At 63.8% G+C, this 22,068-nt stretch carries 20 protein-coding genes; 13 read left to right on the top strand and 7 right to left on the bottom strand.

Annotated features, from left to right (window positions below; translation table 11 throughout):
• The first annotated feature begins 293 nt into the window (after nucleotides 1–293).
• Nucleotides 294–611, top strand: a complete 318-nt coding sequence (locus CCZ28_RS16370; protein ID WP_140219672.1) for a tetratricopeptide repeat protein — start codon at nucleotides 294–296, stop codon at nucleotides 609–611.
• Here CCZ28_RS16370 and CCZ28_RS16375 read toward each other — a convergent pair.
• From CCZ28_RS16375 to CCZ28_RS16385, 3 genes are all read right to left on the bottom strand, one after another.
• The gene (locus CCZ28_RS16375) at nucleotides 602–874 is read right to left on the bottom strand and encodes a PilZ domain-containing protein (protein WP_140219674.1); all 273 of its coding nucleotides are present in this window, start codon (nucleotides 872–874) and stop codon (nucleotides 602–604) included. The genes CCZ28_RS16370 and CCZ28_RS16375 overlap by 10 nt on opposite strands.
• Nucleotides 875–1,067: 193 nt before the next feature.
• Complete coding sequence (locus tag CCZ28_RS16380) at nucleotides 1,068–1,955, bottom strand: lysophospholipid acyltransferase (RefSeq protein WP_140219676.1); 888 nt, start codon at nucleotides 1,953–1,955, stop codon at nucleotides 1,068–1,070.
• A gap of 105 nt (nucleotides 1,956–2,060) precedes the next feature.
• Nucleotides 2,061–2,621: a DNA-3-methyladenine glycosylase I gene (locus CCZ28_RS16385; protein ID WP_140219678.1), complete on the bottom strand. Its 561-nt coding sequence runs from the start codon at nucleotides 2,619–2,621 to the stop codon at nucleotides 2,061–2,063.
• A gap of 356 nt (nucleotides 2,622–2,977) precedes the next feature.
• Here CCZ28_RS16385 and glyQ point away from each other — a divergent pair, with 356 nt between their 5' ends.
• From glyQ to CCZ28_RS16405, 4 genes are read left to right on the top strand one after another with little or no spacing between them, the layout of a single operon-like run.
• Nucleotides 2,978–3,943: a glycine--tRNA ligase subunit alpha gene (glyQ, locus tag CCZ28_RS16390; protein WP_058761351.1), complete on the top strand. Its 966-nt coding sequence runs from the start codon at nucleotides 2,978–2,980 to the stop codon at nucleotides 3,941–3,943.
• Nucleotides 3,943–6,000, top strand: coding sequence for a glycine--tRNA ligase subunit beta (glyS, locus tag CCZ28_RS16395; RefSeq protein WP_140219680.1), 2,058 nt, complete (start codon nucleotides 3,943–3,945; stop codon nucleotides 5,998–6,000). The genes glyQ and glyS overlap by 1 nt, the downstream gene beginning before the upstream one ends.
• Before the next feature lie 3 nt (nucleotides 6,001–6,003).
• Entirely contained in the window at nucleotides 6,004–6,546 is a 543-nt protein-coding gene (gene gmhB / locus CCZ28_RS16400) for a D-glycero-beta-D-manno-heptose 1,7-bisphosphate 7-phosphatase (RefSeq protein ID WP_140219682.1), read from the top strand.
• Nucleotides 6,546–7,295 (top strand): lysophospholipid acyltransferase family protein, encoded by a 750-nt coding sequence (locus CCZ28_RS16405; RefSeq protein WP_058778008.1) that lies wholly within the window; start codon nucleotides 6,546–6,548, stop codon nucleotides 7,293–7,295. The genes gmhB and CCZ28_RS16405 overlap by 1 nt, the downstream gene beginning before the upstream one ends.
• 387 nt (nucleotides 7,296–7,682) lie before the next feature.
• Here the strand turns inward: CCZ28_RS16405 and gyrB are convergent, their stop codons facing one another.
• The 4 genes from gyrB to dnaA are packed head-to-tail and all read right to left on the bottom strand — an operon-like array spanning nucleotide 7,683 to nucleotide 13,821.
• Nucleotides 7,683–10,103 carry a DNA topoisomerase (ATP-hydrolyzing) subunit B gene (gene gyrB, locus CCZ28_RS16410; protein WP_140219684.1) on the bottom strand — a complete coding sequence of 807 codons (2,421 nt, stop codon included), beginning with the start codon at nucleotides 10,101–10,103 and terminating at the stop codon, nucleotides 7,683–7,685.
• Nucleotides 10,100–11,209, bottom strand: a complete 1,110-nt coding sequence (recF, locus tag CCZ28_RS16415) for a DNA replication/repair protein RecF (protein ID WP_058761356.1) — start codon at nucleotides 11,207–11,209, stop codon at nucleotides 10,100–10,102. The genes gyrB and recF overlap by 4 nt, the downstream gene beginning before the upstream one ends.
• A gap of 10 nt (nucleotides 11,210–11,219) precedes the next feature.
• The gene (gene dnaN, locus CCZ28_RS16420; RefSeq protein ID WP_058766998.1) at nucleotides 11,220–12,323 is read right to left on the bottom strand and encodes a DNA polymerase III subunit beta; all 1,104 of its coding nucleotides are present in this window, start codon (nucleotides 12,321–12,323) and stop codon (nucleotides 11,220–11,222) included.
• Between the two features lie 28 nt (nucleotides 12,324–12,351).
• A complete protein-coding gene (gene dnaA, locus CCZ28_RS16425; protein WP_058761358.1) occupies nucleotides 12,352–13,821 on the bottom strand; it encodes a chromosomal replication initiator protein DnaA in 1,470 nt (489 codons plus the stop codon).
• A gap of 524 nt (nucleotides 13,822–14,345) precedes the next feature.
• On the opposite strand from dnaA, the gene rpmH reads away from it, so the two are divergent.
• The 8 genes from rpmH (at nucleotide 14,346) to CCZ28_RS16465 (ending at nucleotide 22,065) form a co-directional block, all read left to right on the top strand.
• Complete coding sequence (rpmH, locus tag CCZ28_RS16430) at nucleotides 14,346–14,480, top strand: 50S ribosomal protein L34 (RefSeq protein WP_007160134.1); 135 nt, start codon at nucleotides 14,346–14,348, stop codon at nucleotides 14,478–14,480.
• A gap of 12 nt (nucleotides 14,481–14,492) precedes the next feature.
• Complete coding sequence (gene rnpA, locus CCZ28_RS16435) at nucleotides 14,493–14,894, top strand: ribonuclease P protein component (RefSeq protein WP_058761399.1); 402 nt, start codon at nucleotides 14,493–14,495, stop codon at nucleotides 14,892–14,894.
• A complete protein-coding gene (gene yidD / locus CCZ28_RS16440) occupies nucleotides 14,887–15,135 on the top strand; it encodes a membrane protein insertion efficiency factor YidD (protein WP_058761359.1) in 249 nt (82 codons plus the stop codon). Before rnpA ends, yidD begins: the two co-directional genes overlap by 8 nt.
• A gap of 2 nt (nucleotides 15,136–15,137) precedes the next feature.
• A complete protein-coding gene (gene yidC, locus CCZ28_RS16445) occupies nucleotides 15,138–16,853 on the top strand; it encodes a membrane protein insertase YidC (protein ID WP_140219686.1) in 1,716 nt (571 codons plus the stop codon).
• Between the two features lie 63 nt (nucleotides 16,854–16,916).
• Nucleotides 16,917–18,281, top strand: coding sequence for a tRNA uridine-5-carboxymethylaminomethyl(34) synthesis GTPase MnmE (mnmE, locus tag CCZ28_RS16450; protein WP_140219688.1), 1,365 nt, complete (start codon nucleotides 16,917–16,919; stop codon nucleotides 18,279–18,281).
• 444 nt (nucleotides 18,282–18,725) lie between these two features.
• Nucleotides 18,726–20,618 carry a tRNA uridine-5-carboxymethylaminomethyl(34) synthesis enzyme MnmG gene (gene mnmG, locus CCZ28_RS16455; RefSeq protein ID WP_140219690.1) on the top strand — a complete coding sequence of 631 codons (1,893 nt, stop codon included), beginning with the start codon at nucleotides 18,726–18,728 and terminating at the stop codon, nucleotides 20,616–20,618.
• Complete coding sequence (gene rsmG, locus CCZ28_RS16460) at nucleotides 20,618–21,262, top strand: 16S rRNA (guanine(527)-N(7))-methyltransferase RsmG (protein WP_140219692.1); 645 nt, start codon at nucleotides 20,618–20,620, stop codon at nucleotides 21,260–21,262. Before mnmG ends, rsmG begins: the two co-directional genes overlap by 1 nt.
• An 8-nt stretch (nucleotides 21,263–21,270) precedes the next feature.
• Complete coding sequence (locus CCZ28_RS16465; protein ID WP_140219693.1) at nucleotides 21,271–22,065, top strand: ParA family protein; 795 nt, start codon at nucleotides 21,271–21,273, stop codon at nucleotides 22,063–22,065.
• Nucleotides 22,066–22,068 lie beyond the last annotated feature (3 nt).

The following is a 22,068-nucleotide window of genomic DNA, read 5'->3' on the forward strand; positions in this document are numbered from 1 at the left end:
GGCCCACACGCATGCCGCGGTTCGACGACGCAAGCACCCTCGCGCACGAGTTTGCGACTGGAGGAAGAAAACAATTTCATAGGATCCTGCGGCCATCCTGATGCCGAAAGATCCACCAGCTTAAGGTGAAACTCATCACAGAATGATGGCAAAAGGCCCATTCCAGACCAACTCGACCGTCCACCGGACATATGGCACCCGGCCCCCGGGTCGCCAGTCAGCCCTGGCGCCAGGCAGAATATCCGGCTCGCGGCTAGAAGTGGCCCCTCGTCATCCGTCTACCGGAGTTCGCCATGCTCGAATCCCTGGAAAAACTGCTCGCCCGTGGTCAGGACAATGCGCTGCTGAGATTCGGCCTGGGCAAGGGTTATCTGGATGCCGGCGAGCCGGAGCGGGCGGTCGAGCACCTGGCGCGCTGCGTGGAGTTCGATCCGACGTATTCGGCAGCTTGGAAATTACTGGGCAAGGCCCACGAAGGCAGCGGCGATCTGGCCGCGGCGGAGAGCGCCTGGATGCGGGGTCTGGAAGCCGCCCAGGCCAAGGGCGACAAGCAGGCGGAAAAGGAAATGACGGTCTTTCTCAAGCGGCTGGCGCGGCGCACTCAATCCTGATCGCGTAGGAACCTAAGGCCGGCTCCCTCGCTATCAGTGCGCATGACTTCCATGTCCACCTTGGGCGCTTCCACGGGCAGATCGAGCACCTGGCCGACTACCCGGGTCCCGCGCGGCAAGCGGGCCAGCTCGGGATGCACCACATAGACGCCCCCATCGGACAGGTCGCGCGTCTCACCGATGATCTCGCCATCCGGATAGGCGATCCAGAGCCGGCATTTGAAGGGGGTACGGGTGTAATGGCGCTGATCGCGCGAATTCATCGCCTGACTCCCTGAATAAAGGCTCCCTGAGGTCCAGGCAGCTTCCAGCAAAGGCGGATGACTGTCAGCCATACGACTGCCGAACGGTTCCGGCGGACCGCCGAGCGATCAGCCTGCGAGCACCGGTGCAGGCACTGCAGCCCTTCAGCCCAGCCCTGGAGGAATGGGGCTCAAGGACGCGGATCGCCTGGGTTCAGTACCACTTCGCCTCGCCATCCGGGCGATTCTTGAATCTCTTCATGCTCCACATGTACTGGGTCGGATAGCGCCGCACGTAGCCGGCCAGCACCTCGCTCATGGCCGCTACCGAGACCTCGGGATCCGGGTCGTACATGGCCGGGGGCGCCGCTTCCAGGATCACCTTGTAGCCGCTGCCGTCTTCCAGGCGCACCGCGTGGAAGAACACCCCACGCGCCTTGCCCCGGGCCAGCAGCGAGGGGACGAACTTGCTGGTCAGCGCAGTGGTGCCGAGGAAGGGCACGAAGAGCCCGGCGCTGCGGCTCGGCTCGGGATCGGCCGGGATACCCACGGCGCCACCGCGGCGGACTTCCTTGATCACGCTGATGATGCCTTCCGGGGTAGAGGGCGCCACCCGGTTGCCCAGTTGCACCCGCTGGCGCTTGAGCAACTCGTCCACCGCCTTCAGCTTGGGAGGTCGGTAGAAGATGATCGGCTTGGCATGGGAGCAGTAGAAGTGGTTGAGCAACTCCCAGTTGCCCAGGTGGCTGGTGATACCCACCACGCCATCGCCGGAGGCCAGGGCTTCCTGCAGCACGTCCATGCCTTCCACCTCGCGCACCAGGCCCAGGGAGCGCTGCGGCGACCAGATCCAGGCGCAGGCGCTCTCGGTCAGGGTCTTGCCGATGCCGCGCAGGCACTCGCGCGACAACCGCTCGAGGCCGGCAGCATCGAGTTCGGGAAAACAGTGGGCGAGATTGATGCGGGTGACGGTGCTGGCGCGGGTCGGCAGCTTCCACATGCACCAGCCGATGAATCCGCCCAGGCGCTGGACCAGGGGCCAGGGCAGCAGGGCGAAAAGGCGCAGGAAGGCGATTATCAGCGCGCCTTTGAATCTTTCCAAAAGAGGGGCTCCTGTCTGAATGCGCCGACAGTTTAGCGTCTACAGGCCCCGAAAACGTTAAGAAAACGTGAGGTCCTAGATGACTGACGGCCTTACATTCGGCCCTCACGCCGACGAATGGGCCAGCTCTGCATAGCGATCACAGTCAAGGGTATGGTCCATCACCAACCCCATGGCTTGCATGAAGGCGTAGCAGATGGTCGGCCCGACAAAGGTGAAACCGGCCTTCTTGAGCGCCTTGCTCATGGCCTCGGCTTCCGGGGTGATGGCCGGCACCTCGCTACGGTCGCGGAAATGATTGAGTTTGGGTACCCCACCGACGAAGGACCACAGCCAGCCGGCAGGATCTTCCAGCCTGAGCCAGGCCTGGGCGTTCTGCCGAGCGGCGCGCAGCTTGGCGCGATTGCGGATGATGCCCGGGTCCTGCATCAGTGCCTCGATCTCGGCGTCGGTCAGGCGCGCCAGCCGCTCCGGGTCGAAGCCGTGCAGCACCTCGCGATAGCGTTCGCGCTTCTTGAGGATGGTGATCCACGACAGACCCGCCTGGAAGCCTTCCAGCAAGAGGAATTCGAAGAGCACCGCCGGATCGCGCTGGGGCACACCCCATTCGCGGTCGTGATAGTCGATGTACAGCGGATCGGCGGTGCACCAGAAACAACGCGGCATGGCGACGGCTCGGACGAGGGCGGAAGGCGATACCTTAGCGCAATTGCCTGATCCGGGAGACGAGCCCAACGGCCTCGTCAGGCGTTTTTCCACGCTACCAGGTTACAAGCGTATCGCGGCCATGGCGGCGATAGACCGTAGGTTGGGTTGAGACGGCTCTATCGTCGAAGCCCAACATGGCCTGTGCCCCGAGCCAATGTTGGGCTTCGCTACGCTCAACCCAACCTACGACGGCCCATGGCCGCGATAAGGCGAGCAGGCAATTTCCCGCCGGGCAGCCCACACGCCCCATGCGGTCACCCCCGGCTTTCAGCTATACTCCCCGGCTTTTCGTCGCAGCCGAACGGGTATCTTTCGTGAGCCAGTCCAAGCCCACCGTGCGCACCTTCCAAGACTTGATCCTGGCCTTGCAGCAATACTGGGCCGAGCAGGGCTGCGTGGTACTCCAGCCCTATGACATGGAAGTCGGCGCCGGTACCTTCCACACCGCCACCTTCCTGCGCGCCATCGGTCCGGAGACCTGGAACGCCGCCTATGTGCAGCCCAGCCGCCGCCCCACCGACGGCCGCTACGGCGAGAACCCCAATCGCCTGCAGCACTACTACCAGTTCCAGGTGGTGTTGAAGCCCAATCCGGACAACTTCCAGGAACTCTACCTGGGCTCCCTGGCCGCCATCGGCCTGGACCCACTGGTGCACGACGTGCGCTTCGTCGAGGACAACTGGGAATCGCCGACCCTCGGCGCCTGGGGTCTGGGCTGGGAAATCTGGCTCAACGGCATGGAAGTCACCCAGTTCACCTACTTCCAGCAGGCTGGCGGTCTGGAGTGCTATCCGGTGACCGGCGAGATCACCTATGGCCTCGAGCGCCTGGCCATGTACCTGCAGGGCGTGGACTCGGTCTACGACCTGATCTGGGCCGACGGCCCCTTCGGCACCGTCACCTACGGCGACGTCTTCCACCAGAACGAGGTGGAGCAGAGCACCTACAACTTCGAGCACGCCAACGTGCCCAAGCTGTTCGAGCTGTTCGACTTCTACGAGTCCGAGGCCAATCGCCTGATCGCGCTGGACCTGCCGCTGCCCACTTACGAAATGGTGCTCAAGGCCTCCCACACCTTCAACCTGCTGGACGCCCGCCGCGCCATCTCGGTGACCGAACGCCAGCGCTACATCCTGCGCGTGCGCACCCTGGCCCGCAGCGTGGCCCAGGGCTACTTCAAGGCCCGCGCCCGCCTGGGCTTCCCGCTGGCCACCCCCGAGCTGCGTGACGAGGTCCTGGGTCGCGACGATGTCCAGGCGCTGCTCAAGGAGGGCGAATGATGAGCACCAACCTAGATTTCCTGGTCGAGCTGGGTACTGAAGAACTGCCACCCAAGGCGCTCAAGACCCTGGGTGACAGCTTCCTCGCCGGCATCGAGAAGGGCCTCAAGCAGGCTGGTCTCGGTTACGCCAGCGCCCGCGCCTATGCCGCGCCGCGCCGCCTGGCGGTTCTGGTCGAGGCCCTGCAGACCCAGCAGCCCGAGCGTAGCGTCAACCTGGACGGCCCGCCGGTACAGGCTGCCTTCGGTGCCGACGGCCAGCCGACCCAGGCGGCCCTGGGCTTCGCCCGCAAGTGCGGTGTCGACATCAGCGCCATCGACCGTAGCGGTCCCAAGCTGAGATTCTCCCAGAGCATCCCCGGCCAGCCGGCGGCCAGCCTGCTGCCCGGTATCGTCGAAGCCTCCCTGGCCGAGTTGCCGATTCCCAAGCGCATGCGCTGGGCCGCGCGCCGCGAGGAATTCGTGCGGCCGACCCAGTGGCTGGTGATGCTGCTGGGTGACGAGGTCATCGACTGCGAGATCCTCACCCGCCGTGCCGGGCGCGAATCCCGCGGCCATCGCTTCCACCATCCCGATGCGGTGCGCATCAGCGCTCCGGCCAACTACGCCGCCGACCTGCGCGCCGCCCATGTGCTGGCCGATTTCGCCGAGCGCCGCCAGCTCATCGAGACCCGCGTAGCCGAATTGGCCGCCGCGGAGCAGGGCAGTGCCGTGGTACCGCCGGCACTGCTGGACGAGGTGACCGCTCTGGTGGAGTGGCCGGTGCCGCTGGTCTGCGCCTTCGAGGAACGCTTCCTCGAGGTGCCCCAGGAAGCCCTCATCACCACCATGCAGGACAACCAGAAGTATTTCTGCCTGCTGGACGCCCAGGGCAAGCTACTGCCGCGTTTCATCACCGTGACCAACCTGGAAAGCAAGGACCCGGCGCAGATCGTCGCCGGCAACGAGAAGGTGGTGCGCCCGCGCCTCACCGACGCCGAGTTCTTCTTCAAGCAGGACCAGAAGCAGCCGCTGGAAAGCTTCAACGAGCGGCTGAAGAACGTGGTCTTCCAGGCCCAGCTCGGCACCGTCTACGACAAGGCCCTGCGCGTCGCCGCCCTGGCCGCCTTCATCGCCGAAGGTATCGGCGGTGACGCCGAGCGCGCCCGCCGCGCCGGCATCCTGGCCAAGTGCGACCTAGCCACCGAGATGGTCGGTGAATTCCCCGAAATGCAGGGCATCGCCGGCTATTACTACGCCAAGAAGGGCGGTGAAGCCGACGACGTGGCCATGGCGCTCAACGAGCAGTACATGCCGCGCGGCGCCGGCGCCGAGCTGCCGCAGACCCTGACCGGTGCCGCCGTGGCCCTGGCCGACAAGCTAGACACCCTGGTCGGCATCTTCGGCATCGGCATGCTGCCCACCGGCAGCAAGGACCCCTTCGCCCTGCGTCGCCAGGCCCTGGGCGTGTTGCGCATCCTCATCGAGAAGGGCCTGGAGCTGGATCTGCCAGCGGCCGTCGCCTTCGCCATCGCCGGCTATGGCGAGCGGGTCAAGGCCGAAGGTCTGCAAGAGCAGGTGCTGGACTTCATCTTCGATCGCCTGCGTGCCCGCTACGAAGACGAAGGCGTCGATACCGCGGCCTACCTGGCCGTGCGTGCCCTGCGTCCGGCGTCCGCGCTGGACTTCGACCAGCGCGTCCAGGCCGTGCAGGCCTTCCGTCGCCTGCCCGAAGCCGAAGCCCTGGCCGCCGCCAACAAGCGCGTTTCCAACCTGCTGGGCAAGTTCGAAGGCCAGGTCGCGACCCAGGCCGATGCCGCGCTGTTCGAGACCGACGCCGAGCGTACCCTGGCCACGGCCATCGCCGCCGCCGAGCAGGACGCCGCCCCCCTGGCCGCAACCCGCCGCTATCGCGAAGCCCTGGAACGCCTGGCCAGCCTGCGCGCGCCGGTCGATGCCTTCTTCGACGAGGTGCTGGTCAACGCCGAGGACGAACGCGTCCGCGCCAATCGCTATGCGCTGCTCGCCCATCTGCGTGGCCTGTTCCTCGGCATCGCCGATATCTCGGTGCTGGGCTAGGGCATGAAGTTGATCGTGCTGGACCGCGACGGTGTCATCAATGTCGATTCCGATGACTACGTGCGCAGCGCCGAGCAGTGGCAACCGCTGCCCGGCAGCCTCGCGGCCATCGCCCGGCTGAACCGGGCCGGCTGGCAGGTGGCCGTGGCCACTAACCAGTCGGGCCTGGCGCGCGGTTACTTCACCGCCGAGGATCTGGCGGCCATGCACGAGAAACTGCAGCGTCTGCTGGCGGAGGAGGGCGGTCGAGTCGATCTGATCCTGCACTGTCCCCATGGCCCGGAAGCGGCCTGCGATTGCCGCAAGCCACTGCCCGGCCTGTTTCGCGCCATCGCCGCCCACTATGGTCGCAACGAGCTGACCGGCGTGCCGGTGGTCGGCGACAGCCTGCGCGACCTGGAAGCCGGCGTGGCCCTGGGCTGCACGCCTTACCTGGTCCGTACCGGCAAGGGCGAGCGCACCCTGGCCAAGCCTTTGCCATCCGGCACCCGGGTCTTCGCCGACCTAGCCGCGGTGGCCGATCACCTGCTGGAGGAAGCGCCCTGATGCGGCTCTTGCGTACTCTGCTGTTCTATCTGCTGCTGGGCACCAGCGGTATCCTCTGGTCCTGCGTCAGCCTGCTGATCGCGCCCTTCCTGGCCTATCGCGCCCGCTATCGACTGGTGGTCAAGGCCTGGACGGGTTTCGCCGTCTGGCTGGCCAAGGTCATCTGCGGCATCCGCTACGAAATCGAAGGCCTGGAAAACGTCCCAGCGCAGCCCTGCGTGATCGTGGCCAATCACCAGAGCACCTGGGAAACCTTCTTCCTCTCCGCCCAGTTCGAGCCCACCTCCCAGGTGATCAAGCGCGAACTGCTGCGGATTCCCTTCTTCGGCTGGGCCTTCTCCCTGCTCAAGCCCATCGCCATCGACCGTGACAACGGCAAGCTGGCCCTGCAGCAGTTGACCGAGCAGGGCGGTCGCTACCTGGCCCAGGGTTGCTGGGTGCTGATCTTCCCCCAGGGCACCCGCATCGATCACGGTCAGATGGGAAAGTTCTCTCGCGGTGGCGCTGCCTTGGCCTGCAGCCTGAACGTGCCCATCCTGCCCATCGCCCACGATGCCGGCGCCTACTGGCCGAATCGCTCCTGGATCAAGTCGCCAGGCACCATCAAGGTCACCATCGGCCCGCTGCTCCATCCCCAGGGCCAGGATCCACGTGCCATCGTCGATCTCAACTCCCGTTGCTTCGCCTTCATCGAAGCAGCCCTCGCACCCAAGACTGGTGCCAACCCCGACCAGCGCTGCGTCGCCTGATCGCCAGGCCGCAAGGGCCTGGCGTTTGCTCTGGTTTTCCTCCGTTTTCCCACAGACTTATCCACAGCACTTGTACCCATTCCCGCGATCCCAGATCGGCGGTCGCTAGCGCGCATACCAGGAAATCCACAAGTACCGGCAAGCTTATTCCCAGGCTTATCCACAGGGCCTATCCTTATAGCCTGTGTCTCTATGCCGCATGGCACGGCCTCTTTGCTTGCACCAACGGATGTCGGCAAAAGGCACTGAGCAAAAATATCCACAGAACGTCTGGCTATAAGATGAGTGGCCTCATTGCGTAGGGAACGAAACGGCGACCCTGCCTACCGCAAATGTTTTCCACAAAAAAAGCCCCGCATCGCGGGGCTTGTGCATAACAGCTTTCGATCAGACGTCGAGGTTGGAAACCGCCAGGGCGTTGCTCTCGATGAATTCGCGACGCGGTTCCACCTGATCCCCCATCAGGGTATTGAAGATCTGGTCGGCGGCGATGGCGTCCTCGATGGTTACCTTCAACATGCGGCGCACGTTCGGGTCCATGGTGGTTTCCCACAGCTGATCCGGATTCATCTCACCCAAGCCCTTATAGCGCTGGATGTTGAATCTCTTGCTGGTCTCGTTCATCAGCCATTCCCAGGCTTCCTTGAAGGTGCTGACCGGGCGCCGGCGTTCGCCGCGCTTGGCGTAGGCACCTTCTTCCAGCAGGTTATCCAACTGGGCGGCCAGCTCGGTCACCAGGCGGTAATCGTTGCTGCCGAAGAAGTCCCGGTTGAAGGTGACGTAGCTGGACAGGCCATGGGCACGGGTCTCGACTTCCGGCAGCCACAGGCTGCGCTCGCGATCCTCGCGCAGGCTGATGGTATAGGTGGTGCCGTTACGCTCGGCGGACTTCAGGCGTGCCTCGAAGCCGGCCAGCCACTGGCGCATGGCTGCCTCGTCGCCCAACTGTTCCAGGCCCACGCGGGGCAGGTACAGCAGGTGCTCGCTGATGTCGGCCGGATAGAGGCGCGACAGGCGCTTGAAGGTCTTCATCACCTGGCGATAGCTGTTCACCAGCTTCTCGAGTTCCACGCCGGACAGGCCCGGAGCGTTCTCGTTGACGTGCAGGCTGGCTTCCTCGAGGGCGGTCTGGGTCAGGTATTCCTCCATCGCCTCGTCGTCCTTGATGTACTGCTCCTGCTTGCCACGCTTCACCTTGTACAGCGGCGGCTGGGCGATGTAGATGTAGCCGCGCTCGATCAGCAGCGGCATCTGGCGGAAGAAGAAGGTCAGCAGCAGGGTACGGATGTGCGAACCGTCCACATCGGCATCGGTCATGATGATGATGTTGTGGTAGCGCAGCTTGTCGATGTTGAATTCTTCGCGACCGATGCCACAGCCCAGCGCGGTGATCAGGGTGCCCACCTCCTGGGAAGAGAGCATCTTGTCGAAGCGCGCCTTCTCCACGTTGAGGATCTTGCCCTTGAGCGGCAGGATCGCCTGGGTACGCCGGTTGCGGCCCTGCTTGGCCGAACCACCGGCGGAGTCACCCTCCACGATGTAGAGTTCGGAGAGCGCCGGATCCTTCTCCTGGCAGTCCGCTAGCTTGCCCGGCAGGCCGGCGATGTCCAGGGCGCCCTTGCGCCGGGTCATCTCCCGCGCCTTGCGCGCCGCTTCACGAGCGCGCGCCGCGTCGATCATCTTGCCGACCACCGCCTTGGCTTCGTTGGGGTTCTCCAGCAGGAAGTCGGAGAAATGCTTGCCCATCTCCTGTTCCACCGCGGTCTTCACCTCGGAAGAGACCAACTTGTCCTTGGTCTGGGAGGAGAACTTGGGATCCGGCACCTTGACCGAGATGATGGCGGTCAGGCCTTCGCGGGCATCGTCACCGGTGGTGGCGACCTTGAACTTCTTCGCCAGGCCCTCGGCCTCGATGTAGTTGTTCAGGTTACGCGTCAGCGCCGAGCGGAAGCCGGCCAGGTGGGTACCGCCGTCGCGCTGCGGGATGTTGTTGGTGAAGCAGAGGATGTTCTCGTTGAAGCTGTCGTTCCACTGCAGGGCCACTTCCACGCCGACGCCATCGTCTTCGCGCTGCACCTGGAAATGGAACACCTGGTTCACCGCGCTCTTGTTGGTGTTCAGGTAGTCGACGAAGGCACGCAGGCCGCCTTCGTACTTGAACAGCTCTTCCTTGCCGGTGCGCTCGTCACGCAAGAGGATGCCAACGCCCGAGTTGAGGAAGGACAGCTCGCGAATCCGCTTGGCCAGGATGTCCCAGCTGAACTGGATGTTGTTGAAGGTCGCGGCCGACGGCTTGAAGTGCACCTGGGTACCGGTGCTGTCGGTCTCGCCGATCACCGCCAGGGGGGCCTGGGGCACACCATGCACATAGACCTGCTCCCACACCTGGCCGGCGCGGCGAATGGTCAGCCGCAGCTCTTCGGACAAGGCATTCACCACCGAGACGCCCACGCCGTGCAGGCCACCGGAGACCTTGTAGGTGTTGTCATCGAACTTACCGCCAGCGTGCAGCACGGTCATGATGACCTCGGCCGCCGAGACGCCTTCTTCCTTGTGGATGTCCACCGGGATGCCGCGGCCATTGTCGCGCACGGTGATGGATTCATCCATGTGGATGGTGATGCTGATTTCGCTGCAGAAACCGGCCAGGGCCTCGTCGATGGAGTTGTCCACCACCTCGAAGACCATGTGGTGCAGGCCGGTGCCGTCATCGGTGTCACCGATGTACATGCCGGGGCGCTTGCGCACGGCATCCAGTCCCTTCAGCACCTTGATGCTGGAAGAGTCGTAGGTATTGGTCTCGCTCATGCTTGGCTCCCGCTAGTGTGGGTCTGCTTGATATGGCCGTGTTCCACGTGGAACACGCTGACCTCTGTCTCCGGCCGCCAGGCGGCCTGTAGCGTCTCGCGCTCGACACAGGTGATGAAGACTTGGCACTCCAGTGCCTCCAGCAGCCGGCACAGGGCCAGCCGGTGTCCCTCGTCCAGTTCCGAGGGCAGGTCGTCGATGAGATAGACGCACTGGCCTCGCTTGACCTGGTTGACCAGCCGGCCCTGGGCGATGCGCAACGCGCACACCACCAGCTTCTGCTGGCCGCGCGACAGGATGTCCGCCGCATTGTGATTGCCGATGCGAATCCGCAAATCGGCCCGCTGCGGTCCGGCCTGGGTATGCCCCAGCTGCAGATCCCGCGCCAGGCTGTCCGCCAGCACCTCGCGCAAATCGCGCTCGCGATCCCAGCCGCGGTAGTAACTCAGGGTCAGGCCGTCGAGCTGGATAAGCTCGGCCAGCACCGCCGTGAATTCCGGCTTCAGCCGCTGGATATAGGCCTGGCGAAAGCCATCGATTTCGGCGCTGGCCAGGGCCAGTTCCTGATCCCAGGCAGCCTGGGCCGCAGGGTCGATTTTACCACGTCTGAGCCAGTGATTTCGCTGTCTGAGCGCCTTTTGCAGGCGTTGCCACAGTGGCAGGAAACGCTGTTCCTCGTGGAACACTCCCCAGTCGAGAAACTGCCGTCTGATCTTGGGGCTACCCTCCAGCAGGCGGAAGCCGTCCGGGTTGATCAGTTGCAGCGGCAACACCTCGGCCAACTGTGCTGCACTGCGGGCATTCTCGCCGTTGATGCGGATCTGGTAATCGCCACCGCGCTCGCGCTGGATGCCCAGGTTGCAGTCCTGCCCACCCGGCAGCCGCACCTGGCCGAACACCGTGCAACTGGCCTGCTCGTGCTGGATGACCGGCGCCAGCTTGGTACTGCGAAAGGAGCGTGCGAGTCCCAGCAGGTGGATGGCTTCGAGCAGGCTGGTCTTGCCGCTGCCGTTGGCGCCATGCAGCAAGTTGACCCGCGGCGAGGGCTGAAGCGCGACCGCCTGCAGATTGCGCAGGCGGTCGGCGTTGAAGCGGATCAGCGTCATCGACAGTCGATCAGAGGCGCATCGGCATCACGACATAGGAGGAATCGTCGTTGCCCGCCTCTTGCAACAGCGCACTGCTGCTGGAATCGGACAGGGTGATGCGCACCTGGTCGGTGGTCATCACGCCCAGCACGTCGAGCAGGTAGCTGACGTTGAAGCCGATCTCCAGGCTGCCGCCGTCGTAGTCGACCTGCAGCTCTTCCTCGGCCTCTTCCTGCTCCGGGTTGTTGGCCTGGATCTTCATGAAACCGTTTTCCAGCTGCAGGCGAATACCGCGGTACTTCTCGTTGGAGAGAATGGCGGTACGGCTGAAGGCCTCGCGCAGGTGCTGGCGCTCACCCAGGACCAGCTTGTCGCCATGGCGCGGCAGTACCCGCTCGTAGTCGGGGAACTTGCCGTCCACCAGTTTGGAGGTAAAGGTGAAGTCACCGGTGGTGGCACGGATATGGTGCTGACCCAGGACCACGTTGACCGGCTCTTCCGGCTCGGTGAGCAGGCGCGACAACTCCAGGATGCCCTTGCGCGGTACGATCACCTGGTGCTTCTCGGCCTGTTCCACCTCAGCTTCCAGCATGCACATGGCCAGCCGGTGACCGTCGGTGGCTACGGCGCGCAAGCGCCCGGTGCTGGCTTCCAGCAGCATGCCGTTGAGGTAGTAGCGTACGTCCTGCTGGGCCATGGCGAAGCCAGTGCGCTCGATCAGGCGGCGCAGGCGGCCCTGGGGAATGCTGAACTTCAGCGAGCCCGGGCCTTCCTCCACGGTGGGGAAGTCATTCGCCGGCAGGGTGGACAGGGTGAAGCGACTGCGCCCGGAACGGATCAGCAGCTTCTGCTCTTCGGTGCGGATGTCGATCAGCGCATCGGGTTGCAGACTCTTGCAGATGTCCATCAGCTTGCGCGCCGGCACGGTGATCTCGCCGGCCTCGGCGGCTTCTTCCAACTCGACCCGGCCAACCAGCTCGACTTCCAGGTCGGTACCGGTCAGCGACAGTCGCTGGCCTTCCACGACCAGGAGTACGTTGGACAGCACCGGCAGCGTTTGCCGACGTTCCACGACACCGGCCACCAGCTGCAGCGGTTTCAACAGGGCTTCGCGTTGAATGGTGAAATGCATGGTCAGGTCCTTGCCAGGGCCGCGTCCGTCAGGTCGTCAGGGTACGCAGCAGGTTCTTGTAATCCTCGCGAATATCCGCGTCGGATTCCCGAAGTTCGGCGATCTTGCGACAGGCGTGCAACACCGTCGTGTGATCGCGTCCGCCAAAGGCGTCGCCGATTTCCGGCAGGCTGTGGTTGGTCAGTTCCTTGGACAGCGCCATGGCGACCTGCCGCGGCCGGGCCACCGAACGCGAGCGGCGTTTGGACAGCAGATCGGCGATCTTGATCTTGTAGTACTCGGCCGCCGTGCGCTGGATATTGTCGATGCTGACCAGCTTGTCCTGCAGCGCCAAGAGATCCTTGAGCGATTCGCGGATCAGCTCGATGGTGATGTCGCGGCCCATGAAGTGGGCATGGGCGATCACCCGCTTGAGCGCGCCTTCCAGCTCGCGCACGTTGGAACGGATGCGCTGGGCGATGAAGAAGGCGGCGTCGTGGGGCAGGTCGACCTTGGCCTGGTCGGCCTTCTTCATCAGGATCGCGACCCGCGTTTCCAGCTCCGGCGGTTCCACCGCCACGGTGAGACCCCAGCCGAAGCGCGACTTGAGCCGCTCCTCCAGGCCATCGATCTCCTTGGGATAGCGGTCGCTGGTGAGAATCACCTGTTGTCCACCTTCGAGCAGGGCATTGAAGGTGTGGAAAAACTCTTCCTGCGACCGCTCCTTGCGAGCGAAGAACTGGATGTCGTCGATCAGCAGCGCATCCACCGAACGGTAGAAGCGCTTGAATTCGTTGATGGCGTTCAGCTGCAGCGCCTTGACCATGTCGGCGACGAAGCGCTCCGAATGCAGATAGACGATCTTGGCGTTCGGATTGCGCTTGAGCAGATGGTTGCCCACCGCGTGCATCAGGTGAGTCTTACCCAGACCCACGCCGCCATAAAGGAAGAGTGGGTTGTAGCCGTGCTTGGGATTATCCGCTACCTGCCAGGCCGCGGCGCGGGCCAGCTGGTTGGACTTACCCTCGACGAAGTTCTCGAAGGTGAAGGTACGGTTGAGATAGCTGGTGTGCTTGAGCGCACCTTCCACCTGCACGGTGCGTTCGGTCTTGACCGCCGGCTCGTCGGCCTCGGCCAGTTCCGCCGTCACGTCTTCCAGGGCGACACCCGCAGTGACGATATCCGACTGGATCGGCTGCGGTGCCTGCACCGGCGGCGGCAGCGGCGTGCTTTGGCTGCTGGGCGTCTGCGCCGGACGCGGCTTGTTGCTGCGCTTGCTACCTATCAATAAGGAAAGCACCGGGGCGATGCCGTCGTCGGCGTGCTCCTCGAGCAACTCGAGAACCCGGCTCAGGTATTTCTCGTTGACCCAATCGAGCACGAAGCGGTTGGGCGCGAACACCCGCAGCTCATCCCCTTCCGCTTCCACCTGCAGTGGCCGGATCCAGGTATTGAATTGTTGCGAGGGCAACTCGTCGCGCAGTACATCCACGCAACGTTGCCAGAGTTCGACCGACACAGCGTCTCCCGGGACTTTCGCGGCCCAGACGGGCCATGAGCAAACGCCCATTGTATCCCTCCCCACCCAGGTTATCCACATGACCGCGCAGTTTCCCCGTGAGAGCCATACGTGTCCCTTGCCCAGCCCAGGCTACCGTCAGCTCTGTGGATAACGCCGTCTGACCTCTCTGGACATCTACCGATTTTTCGCTGTGGATAAGCGCGATGTGTGTAACCCTCACTCTTATCCACAGCCTCTCTTCAGGCTAGCCACCCGTGCCCCACCTGTTGAAAACAGAGTTTCCGACCTCGCTCCAGCCAGAGCCCATCTGTCCTGGCACGATCTATCCACAGAAATCGGCTGCATCATACATATTCACTTCAACCATCTTTTAAAACCTTCTGACCTGTTGATTTTGTTTACGTGTTCTCTTGTCAATGGACGCTGGTTGGAAATTGACCTGTTCCGCGGCTTTCTCTAGAATCCCCGGTCTCTTTGCGCGGGGCGCTCATGCCTTGCCGCTTACACCTAGGTAAAAGTCCATGAAACGCACCTTCCAACCCAGCACCCTGAAGCGCGCCCGTGTCCACGGTTTCCGTGCTCGTATGGCAACCAAGAACGGCCGTCAGGTTCTGTCCCGTCGCCGTGCCAAAGGCCGCAAGCGTCTGGCAATCTGATTGCCCGGTCAGGTGGTGAGTCAGGGTTTCGGTCGGGACAGGCGCTTACTGAGCTCCCAACAGTTCCAGACGGTCTTTGACTCTCCCACCCACAAGGCATCCGGCAAGCACCTGCTGCTGCTCGCCCATGCCAATGGGCTCGACCATTCCCGTCTGGGACTGGTGATCGGCAAGAAAAGCGTCAAGCTTTCCGTCGAGCGCAATCGCATCAAGCGGGTCATCCGTGATTCCTTTCGTCTGAATCAGGACCGCCTCGGCAATTTCGATTTGGTCTTCGTCGCCCGCAAGGGACTTGGCGAGGTCGACAATCCGGAATTGCACGATCAACTGCTGCAACTGTGGAAACGCCTCAATCGCCAGGCGACCAAGGCCGTTGTCCAGCCAACCGACAGTCCCGACGGTGCTCATGCGTAAACCGGCCCTGCTGCTGATTCGCTTCTACCGTTATGCCATCAGTCCCATGATGGCCAGTCGCTGTCGTTTCTATCCGACCTGTTCCGGTTACGCCCTCGAAGCCATCGAGAGCCATGGCCTGCTGCGTGGTGGCTGGCTGACCACACGGCGTCTGTGCCGGTGCCATCCCTGGCATCCAGGCGGATACGATCCCGTTCCTCCCGCAAAGAACCCAGCCCCGACCTCTTCGATGGCCGAGTAAACATGGATATCAAGCGCCCGCTACTCATTGCCGCTCTGGCGATCGTGTCCTACACCATGGTTTTCCAATGGAACAAGGATTACGGCCAGGCCGAATTGCCCACGGCCAAGACGCAAACCAGCGTCCTGCCGGGTGATACCCCCAACGTACCCACGGATGTCCCGGCCGAAGCCAAGGCCGCTGCGCCGGTGGATAACGCGACTGCCAAACCGAGCACTGCGCTCATCAAGGTCCGGACCGACGTTCTGGATCTGGCCATCGACCCCCGCGGTGGCGATATCGTCCAGCTCGGTCTGGTGCAGTATCCCCAGCGCCAGGACCATCCCGACGTGCCCTTCACGTTGTTCGACAACGGCAACGGGCATCTTTACCTGGCGCAGAGCGGTCTGACCGGTACCGACGGCCCCGACGCCAACAGCGCTGGTCGTCCGCTGTACACCTCGGCGCAGTCCAGCTACGTGCTCGCCGACGGCCAGCAGCAACTGGTGGTGGATCTCAAGTACCAGGCGGGTGGCGTCGACTACCTCAAGAGATTCACCTTCCATCGCGGCCTGAAAGCCGATTGCACCGCGGTGGAAAAGGCTCAGAAGAAGATCAATTGCATCAACCCGGATGCCTACGAGATCCAGGTCAGCTACCTGATCGACAACAAGGGCGACAAGCCCTGGCAGGGCGTGCTCTATGCCCAGATCAAGCGCGATGACAGCAAGGATCCTTCGGCAACCACCGCCACCGGCGTGTCCACCTACCTGGGAGCCGCCGTCGGTACACCGAGCGAGCCCTACCGCAAGGTGTCCATGGGCGACATGGACAAACACCGCCTGCAGGAAAACGTGCAGGGCGGCTGGGTCGGTTGGCTGCAGCACTATTTCGTCACCGCCTGGGTGCCGACCAAGGACCAGCAGCACCAGATCTATACCCGCAAGGACGGCCAGGGCAACTACATCATCGGCTTTACCGGTCCCCAGCTGACCGTTGCGCCGGGTGGTGAAACCCAGACCTCCCTGACCCTGTATGCCGGACCCAAGATCCAGTCCTACCTCAAGATGCTGTCGCCTGGTCTGGAGCTGACCGTCGACTACGGCTTCCTGTGGTTCATCGCCCAGCCGATCTTCTGGCTGCTGCAACATATCCACAGCATCCTGGGTAACTGGGGCTGGTCGATCATCGTCCTGACCATCATCATCAAGATGCTGTTCTTCCCGCTGTCCGCTGCCAGCTATCGCTCCATGGCGCGCATGCGCGCCGTCGGTCCGCGGCTGCAGGCGCTGAAGGAACAGTACGGTGACGATCGCCAGAAGATGTCCCAGGCGATGATGGAGCTGTACCGCAAAGAGAAGATCAATCCGCTGGGTGGCTGTCTGCCCATCGTGGTGCAGATGCCGGTATTCCTGGCGCTGTACTGGGTGCTGCTGGAAAGCGTGGAGATGCGCCAGTCGCCCTGGATCTTCTGGATCACCGACCTGTCGGCCAAGGATCCCTACTTCATCCTGCCGATCATCATGGGCGGCACCATGCTCGTGCAGCAGATGCTGAACCCGGCACCGCCGGATCCCATGCAGGCGCGCGTGATGAAGATGATGCCCATCGTCTTCACCTTCTTCTTCCTGTGGTTCCCGGCCGGTCTGGTGCTGTACTGGATCGTCAACAACTGCCTGTCGATCCTGCAGCAGTGGTACATTACCCGGAAGATCGAGGCGGCCAGCAAGAAGGCCTGATCTCGCTCACCTTATCCACACGACGCCCCTTGATTGGGGCGTCGTGCTTTCTGGAGGATCGTCATGTCCCTGCCTTCCGACAGCATCGCTGCCATCGCTACCGCCACCGGCCGCGGCGGCGTCGGCATCGTTCGCGTCTCCGGGCCCCTGGCCGCCCCGCTGGCCAAGGCGATCTGCGGCCGCGAGTTGCCGCCGCGGCATGCCCACTACGGCAACTTCCTCGCCGCCGACGGCAGCGTGCTGGATGCCGGCATCGCCCTGTTCTTTCCCGGGCCGAATTCCTTCACCGGCGAAGACGTGCTGGAACTGCAGGGCCACGGCGGGCCGGTGATCCTCGATCTGCTCTTGCGCCGCACCCTGGAAGAGGGCGCCCGTCTGGCCCGCCCCGGTGAATTCAGCGAACGCGCCTTCCTCAACGACAAGCTCGACCTGGCCCAGGCCGAGGCCATCGCCGATCTCATCGAAGCCAGCACCGAACAGGCCGCACGCAATGCCCTGCGCTCGCTGCAGGGCGAATTTTCCCGCCGGGTGGAGAGCCTGGTCGAGCAGTTGATCCAGCTACGCATCTATGTCGAGGCGGCCATCGACTTTCCCGAGGAGGAAATCGATTTCCTCGCCGACGGCAAGGTGCAGGGACTGCTGGAAGGCGTGCAGGCCGAATTGCGCGACGTCCAGCGCGAAGCCAATCGCGGCGCCCTGCTGCGCGACGGCATGACGGTGGTGATCGCCGGCCGGCCCAATGCCGGCAAGTCCAGCCTGCTCAACGCCCTGGCCGGGCGCGAAGCCGCCATCGTCACCGACATCGCCGGCACCACCCGCGACGTGCTGCGCGAACATATCCACCTCGACGGCATGCCGCTGCATGTGGTCGATACCGCCGGCCTGCGCGATACCAGCGACCGCGTGGAGCAGATCGGCGTGCAGCGCGCCCTGGACGCCATCGCTACGGCCGACCGGGTGCTGCTGGTGGTCGACGCCAGCGCCCCGGAAGCCCGGGATCCCCAGGCGCTCTGGCCTGAGTTACTCAGCACCCGACCGCCGCTGGACAAGTTGACGGTGATCCGCAACAAGGCCGATCTCACCGGCGAGGCCACCGGCCTGTTCGAATCCTCCGGACCGGTGGAAATCGCCCTGAGCGCCACCGATGGCCAGGGCGTCGACGCCCTGCGCGAGCACCTCAAGGCCTGCATGGGCTTCGAGCAGACCACCGAGGGTGGCTTCAGCGCCCGGCGTCGCCATCTGGACGCGTTGCAACGGGCCGCCAGTGCGTTGGATCACGGCTATCGTCAACTCACCCTGGCCGGCTCCGGTGAGCTTTTGGCCGAGGACCTGCGCCAGGCGCAACAGGTGCTCGGTGAGATCACCGGTGCCTTCAGCTCCGACGATCTGCTCGGCCGCATCTTCTCCAGCTTCTGCATCGGCAAGTAATCCCCTATCTGCTGTTCCAGGCCTGTGCAACACAGGCCTTGTCTATCCTCATCCCTCCCTTCCAGAGCTCTGTTGATAACCCTGCCTGAGGTCTGCCCATAAATCGGTGCATGACCGGTTCATGGCTGCCGCTGTGGATAAGCCAGTAAAGGCTCCACAGGATGCTGAGAGCTTGTATTCATCCACAGCACAGGACACACACTAGGTTCAAGTTGTCCCCAGCCCAGAGCTGACAAGGGCTACATAAGCTTATCCACAGCGAAGGGCCTGCATATACATAAGCTCTATATCAGTCCTTTTAAACATTTCTTCCCTATTGTTTATATTGGGTGTCTCCGCCGCCGACTGGTCATTTTTTGGCCAGAGCCCCTTCTGCAAGCCGGGTCCAAGCCTTATACTTGCCGGCTTTCCTTTGAATTCCTGCCAACAGGCACGAGGTGCGTGGTGGACTTTCCTTCCCGTTTCGACGTCATCGTGATCGGCGGCGGCCATGCCGGTACCGAAGCGGCCCTGGCGGCCGCCCGCATGGGGGTGCGTACCCTGCTGCTCACGCATAATGTGGAAACTCTCGGCCAGATGAGCTGCAACCCCGCCATCGGCGGCATCGGCAAGAGCCATCTGGTCAAGGAGATCGATGCCCTGGGCGGCGCCATGGCCGCGGCGACGGATCTCGCCGGCATCCAGTTCCGCATTCTCAACAGCCGCAAGGGCCCTGCCGTGCGTGCTACCCGCGCCCAGGCCGATCGCGTGCTGTATAAGGCCGCCATTCGCTACACCCTGGAAAACCAGCCGAACCTGTGGATATTCCAGCAGGCCTGCGACGACCTCATCGTCGAGGGCGACCGCGTCGCTGGCGTGATTACCCAGATGGGCCTGAAATTCCATGCCGACAACGTGGTATTGACTGCGGGGACCTTCCTCGGTGGTCTTATCCACATAGGTCTGCAGAACCACAGCGGTGGACGAGCAGGAGATCCGCCGGCCATCGCCCTGGCTCAGCGCCTGCGTGAATTGCCGTTGCGCGTCTCCCGGTTGAAGACCGGCACGCCGCCGCGCATCGACGGCCGTTCGGTGGATTTCTCGGTGATGACCGAGCAGCCGGGGGATACGCCGCTGCCGGTGATGTCCTTCCTCGGCAATCGCGAGCAGCATCCCGCCCAGGTCAGCTGCTGGATCACCCACACCAACGCCCGCACCCACGACATCATCCGTGCCAACCTGGATAGATCGCCGATGTACTCGGGCGTGATCGAAGGGGTGGGGCCGCGCTACTGCCCGTCCATCGAAGACAAGATCCACCGCTTCGCCGACAAGGACAGCCATCAGGTCTTCCTTGAGCCCGAGGGCCTGACCACCCACGAGCTCTATCCCAACGGCATCTCCACCTCGCTGCCCTTCGATGTGCAGCTCGAGGTGGTGCGCTCCATGCGCGGCATGGAGAACGCCCACATCCTGCGGCCCGGCTACGCCATCGAATACGATTTCTTCGATCCGCGGGATCTCAAGTACAGCCTGGAAACCAAGGTCATCGCCGGGCTGTTCTTCGCCGGCCAGATCAACGGCACCACGGGTTACGAAGAGGCCGGTGCCCAGGGTCTGCTGGCCGGTGCCAATGCCGCGCTGCGCGCCCAGGGTCGCGAGGCCTGGTGTCCGCGCCGTGACGAGGCCTACCTCGGCGTGCTGGTGGACGACCTCATCACCCTGGGTACCCAGGAGCCCTACCGGATGTTCACCTCGCGCGCCGAGTACCGGTTGATCCTGCGCGAGGACAACGCCGACCTGCGCCTGACCGAGAAGGGCCGCGAGCTGGGTCTGGTGGACGACCAGCGCTGGGCGCTGTTCGAAGCCAAGCGCGAAGGCATCGCTCTGGAAGAACAACGTCTCAAGGCGACCTGGATTCGTCCGGGCACGCCCCAGGGCACTGCGGTGGCCGAACGCTTCGGCGCCCCGCTCAACCACGAATACAACCTGCAGAACCTGCTGGCCCGTCCGGAGATCGACTACGCCGGCCTGATGGACGCGGTGGGCGAGACGCCGGCCGAGGCCCAGGTCGCCGAGCAGATCGAGATCAAGACCAAGTACGCCGGCTACATCGATCGCCAGCAGGACGAGATCCAGCGCCTGCGCGCCAGCGATGCCGTGGCGCTGCCCGCCGAGCTCGACTACGCCGGCATCTCCGGCCTGTCCAAGGAGATCCAGCACAAGCTGGCCCAGGCTCGTCCCGAGACGCTGGGCCAGGCTTCGCGCATTCCCGGGGTCACCCCGGCGGCGGTCTCGCTGCTGCTGATCCACCTGAAGAAGCGCAGCGCCGGTCGCAGCCTGGAGCACAGCGCCTGATGGCCAGCGCGATCCAAGCCAAGGAACTGCGCCAGGGCGCCGAGACCCTGGGCGTGGCGCTCTCCGCCGAGGTGGAAGAGCGCCTGCTGGGTTACCTGGACCTGTTGGTCAAGTGGAACAAGGCCTACAACCTCACCGCGGTGCGCGATCCGGACGAAATGGTCTCGCGGCATCTGCTCGACAGCCTCAGCATCGTTCCCTACGTTACCGCAGGGAATTGGCTGGACGTCGGCAGCGGCGGTGGCATGCCGGGCATCCCCCTGGCGATCCTCTTTCCCGATTCGCGCTTCACCCTGCTCGACAGCAACGGCAAGAAGACGCGCTTCCTGACCCAGGCCAAGATCGAGCTGGGCCTGGCCAATCTCGAGGTGGTCCACGGCCGCGTCGAGGCCTTCCAGCCGGCCGCGCCCTTCACCGGCATCGTCTCGCGGGCGTTCAGCGCCATCGATGACTTCGCCAACTGGACGCGGCACCTGGGCGACGACCAAACACAGTGGCTGGCGATGAAGGGGCTGCACCCCGACGACGAACTGGCCAAGCTACCAGCGGACTTCCGGGTTGCGGCGGCGCACGTCCTCGCGGTTCCCGGTTGCCAAGGCCAGCGGCACTTGCTGATACTGCGCCGCACGATTGGAGAGGGGTAAGGCGGTACATGGCCAAGGTTTACGCGATAGCCAACCAGAAGGGCGGGGTGGGCAAGACCACGACGTGCATCAATCTCGCCGCTTCCCTGGCCGCCACCAACCGGCGCAAGGTGCTGTTGATCGACCTCGATCCCCAGGGTAACGCCACCATGGGCAGCGGGGTGGACAAGCACGCCCTGGAGCATTCGGTACTCGACGTGCTCACCGGCGGTTGCGGCCTGCTGGACGCCATGCACTTCTCCGAACACGGCGGCTACCAGCTGCTGCCCTCGAACCGCGACGTCACCGCCGCAGAGGTCGAACTGCTGGAACTGCCTGGCCGCGAAAGCCGCTTGCGCGACGCCCTGGCCCCGGTGCGGGACAACTACGACTACGTGCTCATCGATTGCCCGCCGTCGCTATCGATGCTGACCATCAACGGGCTGGTGGCCGCCGATGGCGTGATCATCCCCATGCAGTGCGAATACTTCGCCCTGGAAGGCCTGACCGACCTGATCGGCAGCATCCAGCACATCGCCCAGCGGCTGAATCCGCAGTTGAAGATAGAGGGCCTGCTGCGCACCATGTTCGATCCGCGCATCGGCCTGGCCAACGACGTCGCCGCCCAGCTCAAGCAGCATTTCGGCGATGAATTGTACGAAACCATCATTCCGCGCAACGTCCGCCTGGCCGAAGCCCCCAGCTACGGTATGCCCGTGCTGGTCTACGACAAGAGCTCGAAGGGGGCCGCGGCCTATCTGGAACTGGCCAGTGAGCTGGTCAAACGTCAGCGCAAGGCGGCTCGTACCGCCAAGACTGCCTAAGGA

This window comes from Pseudomonas oryzihabitans, from assembly GCF_006384975.1.
GTDB lineage: Bacteria > Pseudomonadota > Gammaproteobacteria > Pseudomonadales > Pseudomonadaceae > Chryseomonas > Chryseomonas psychrotolerans_B.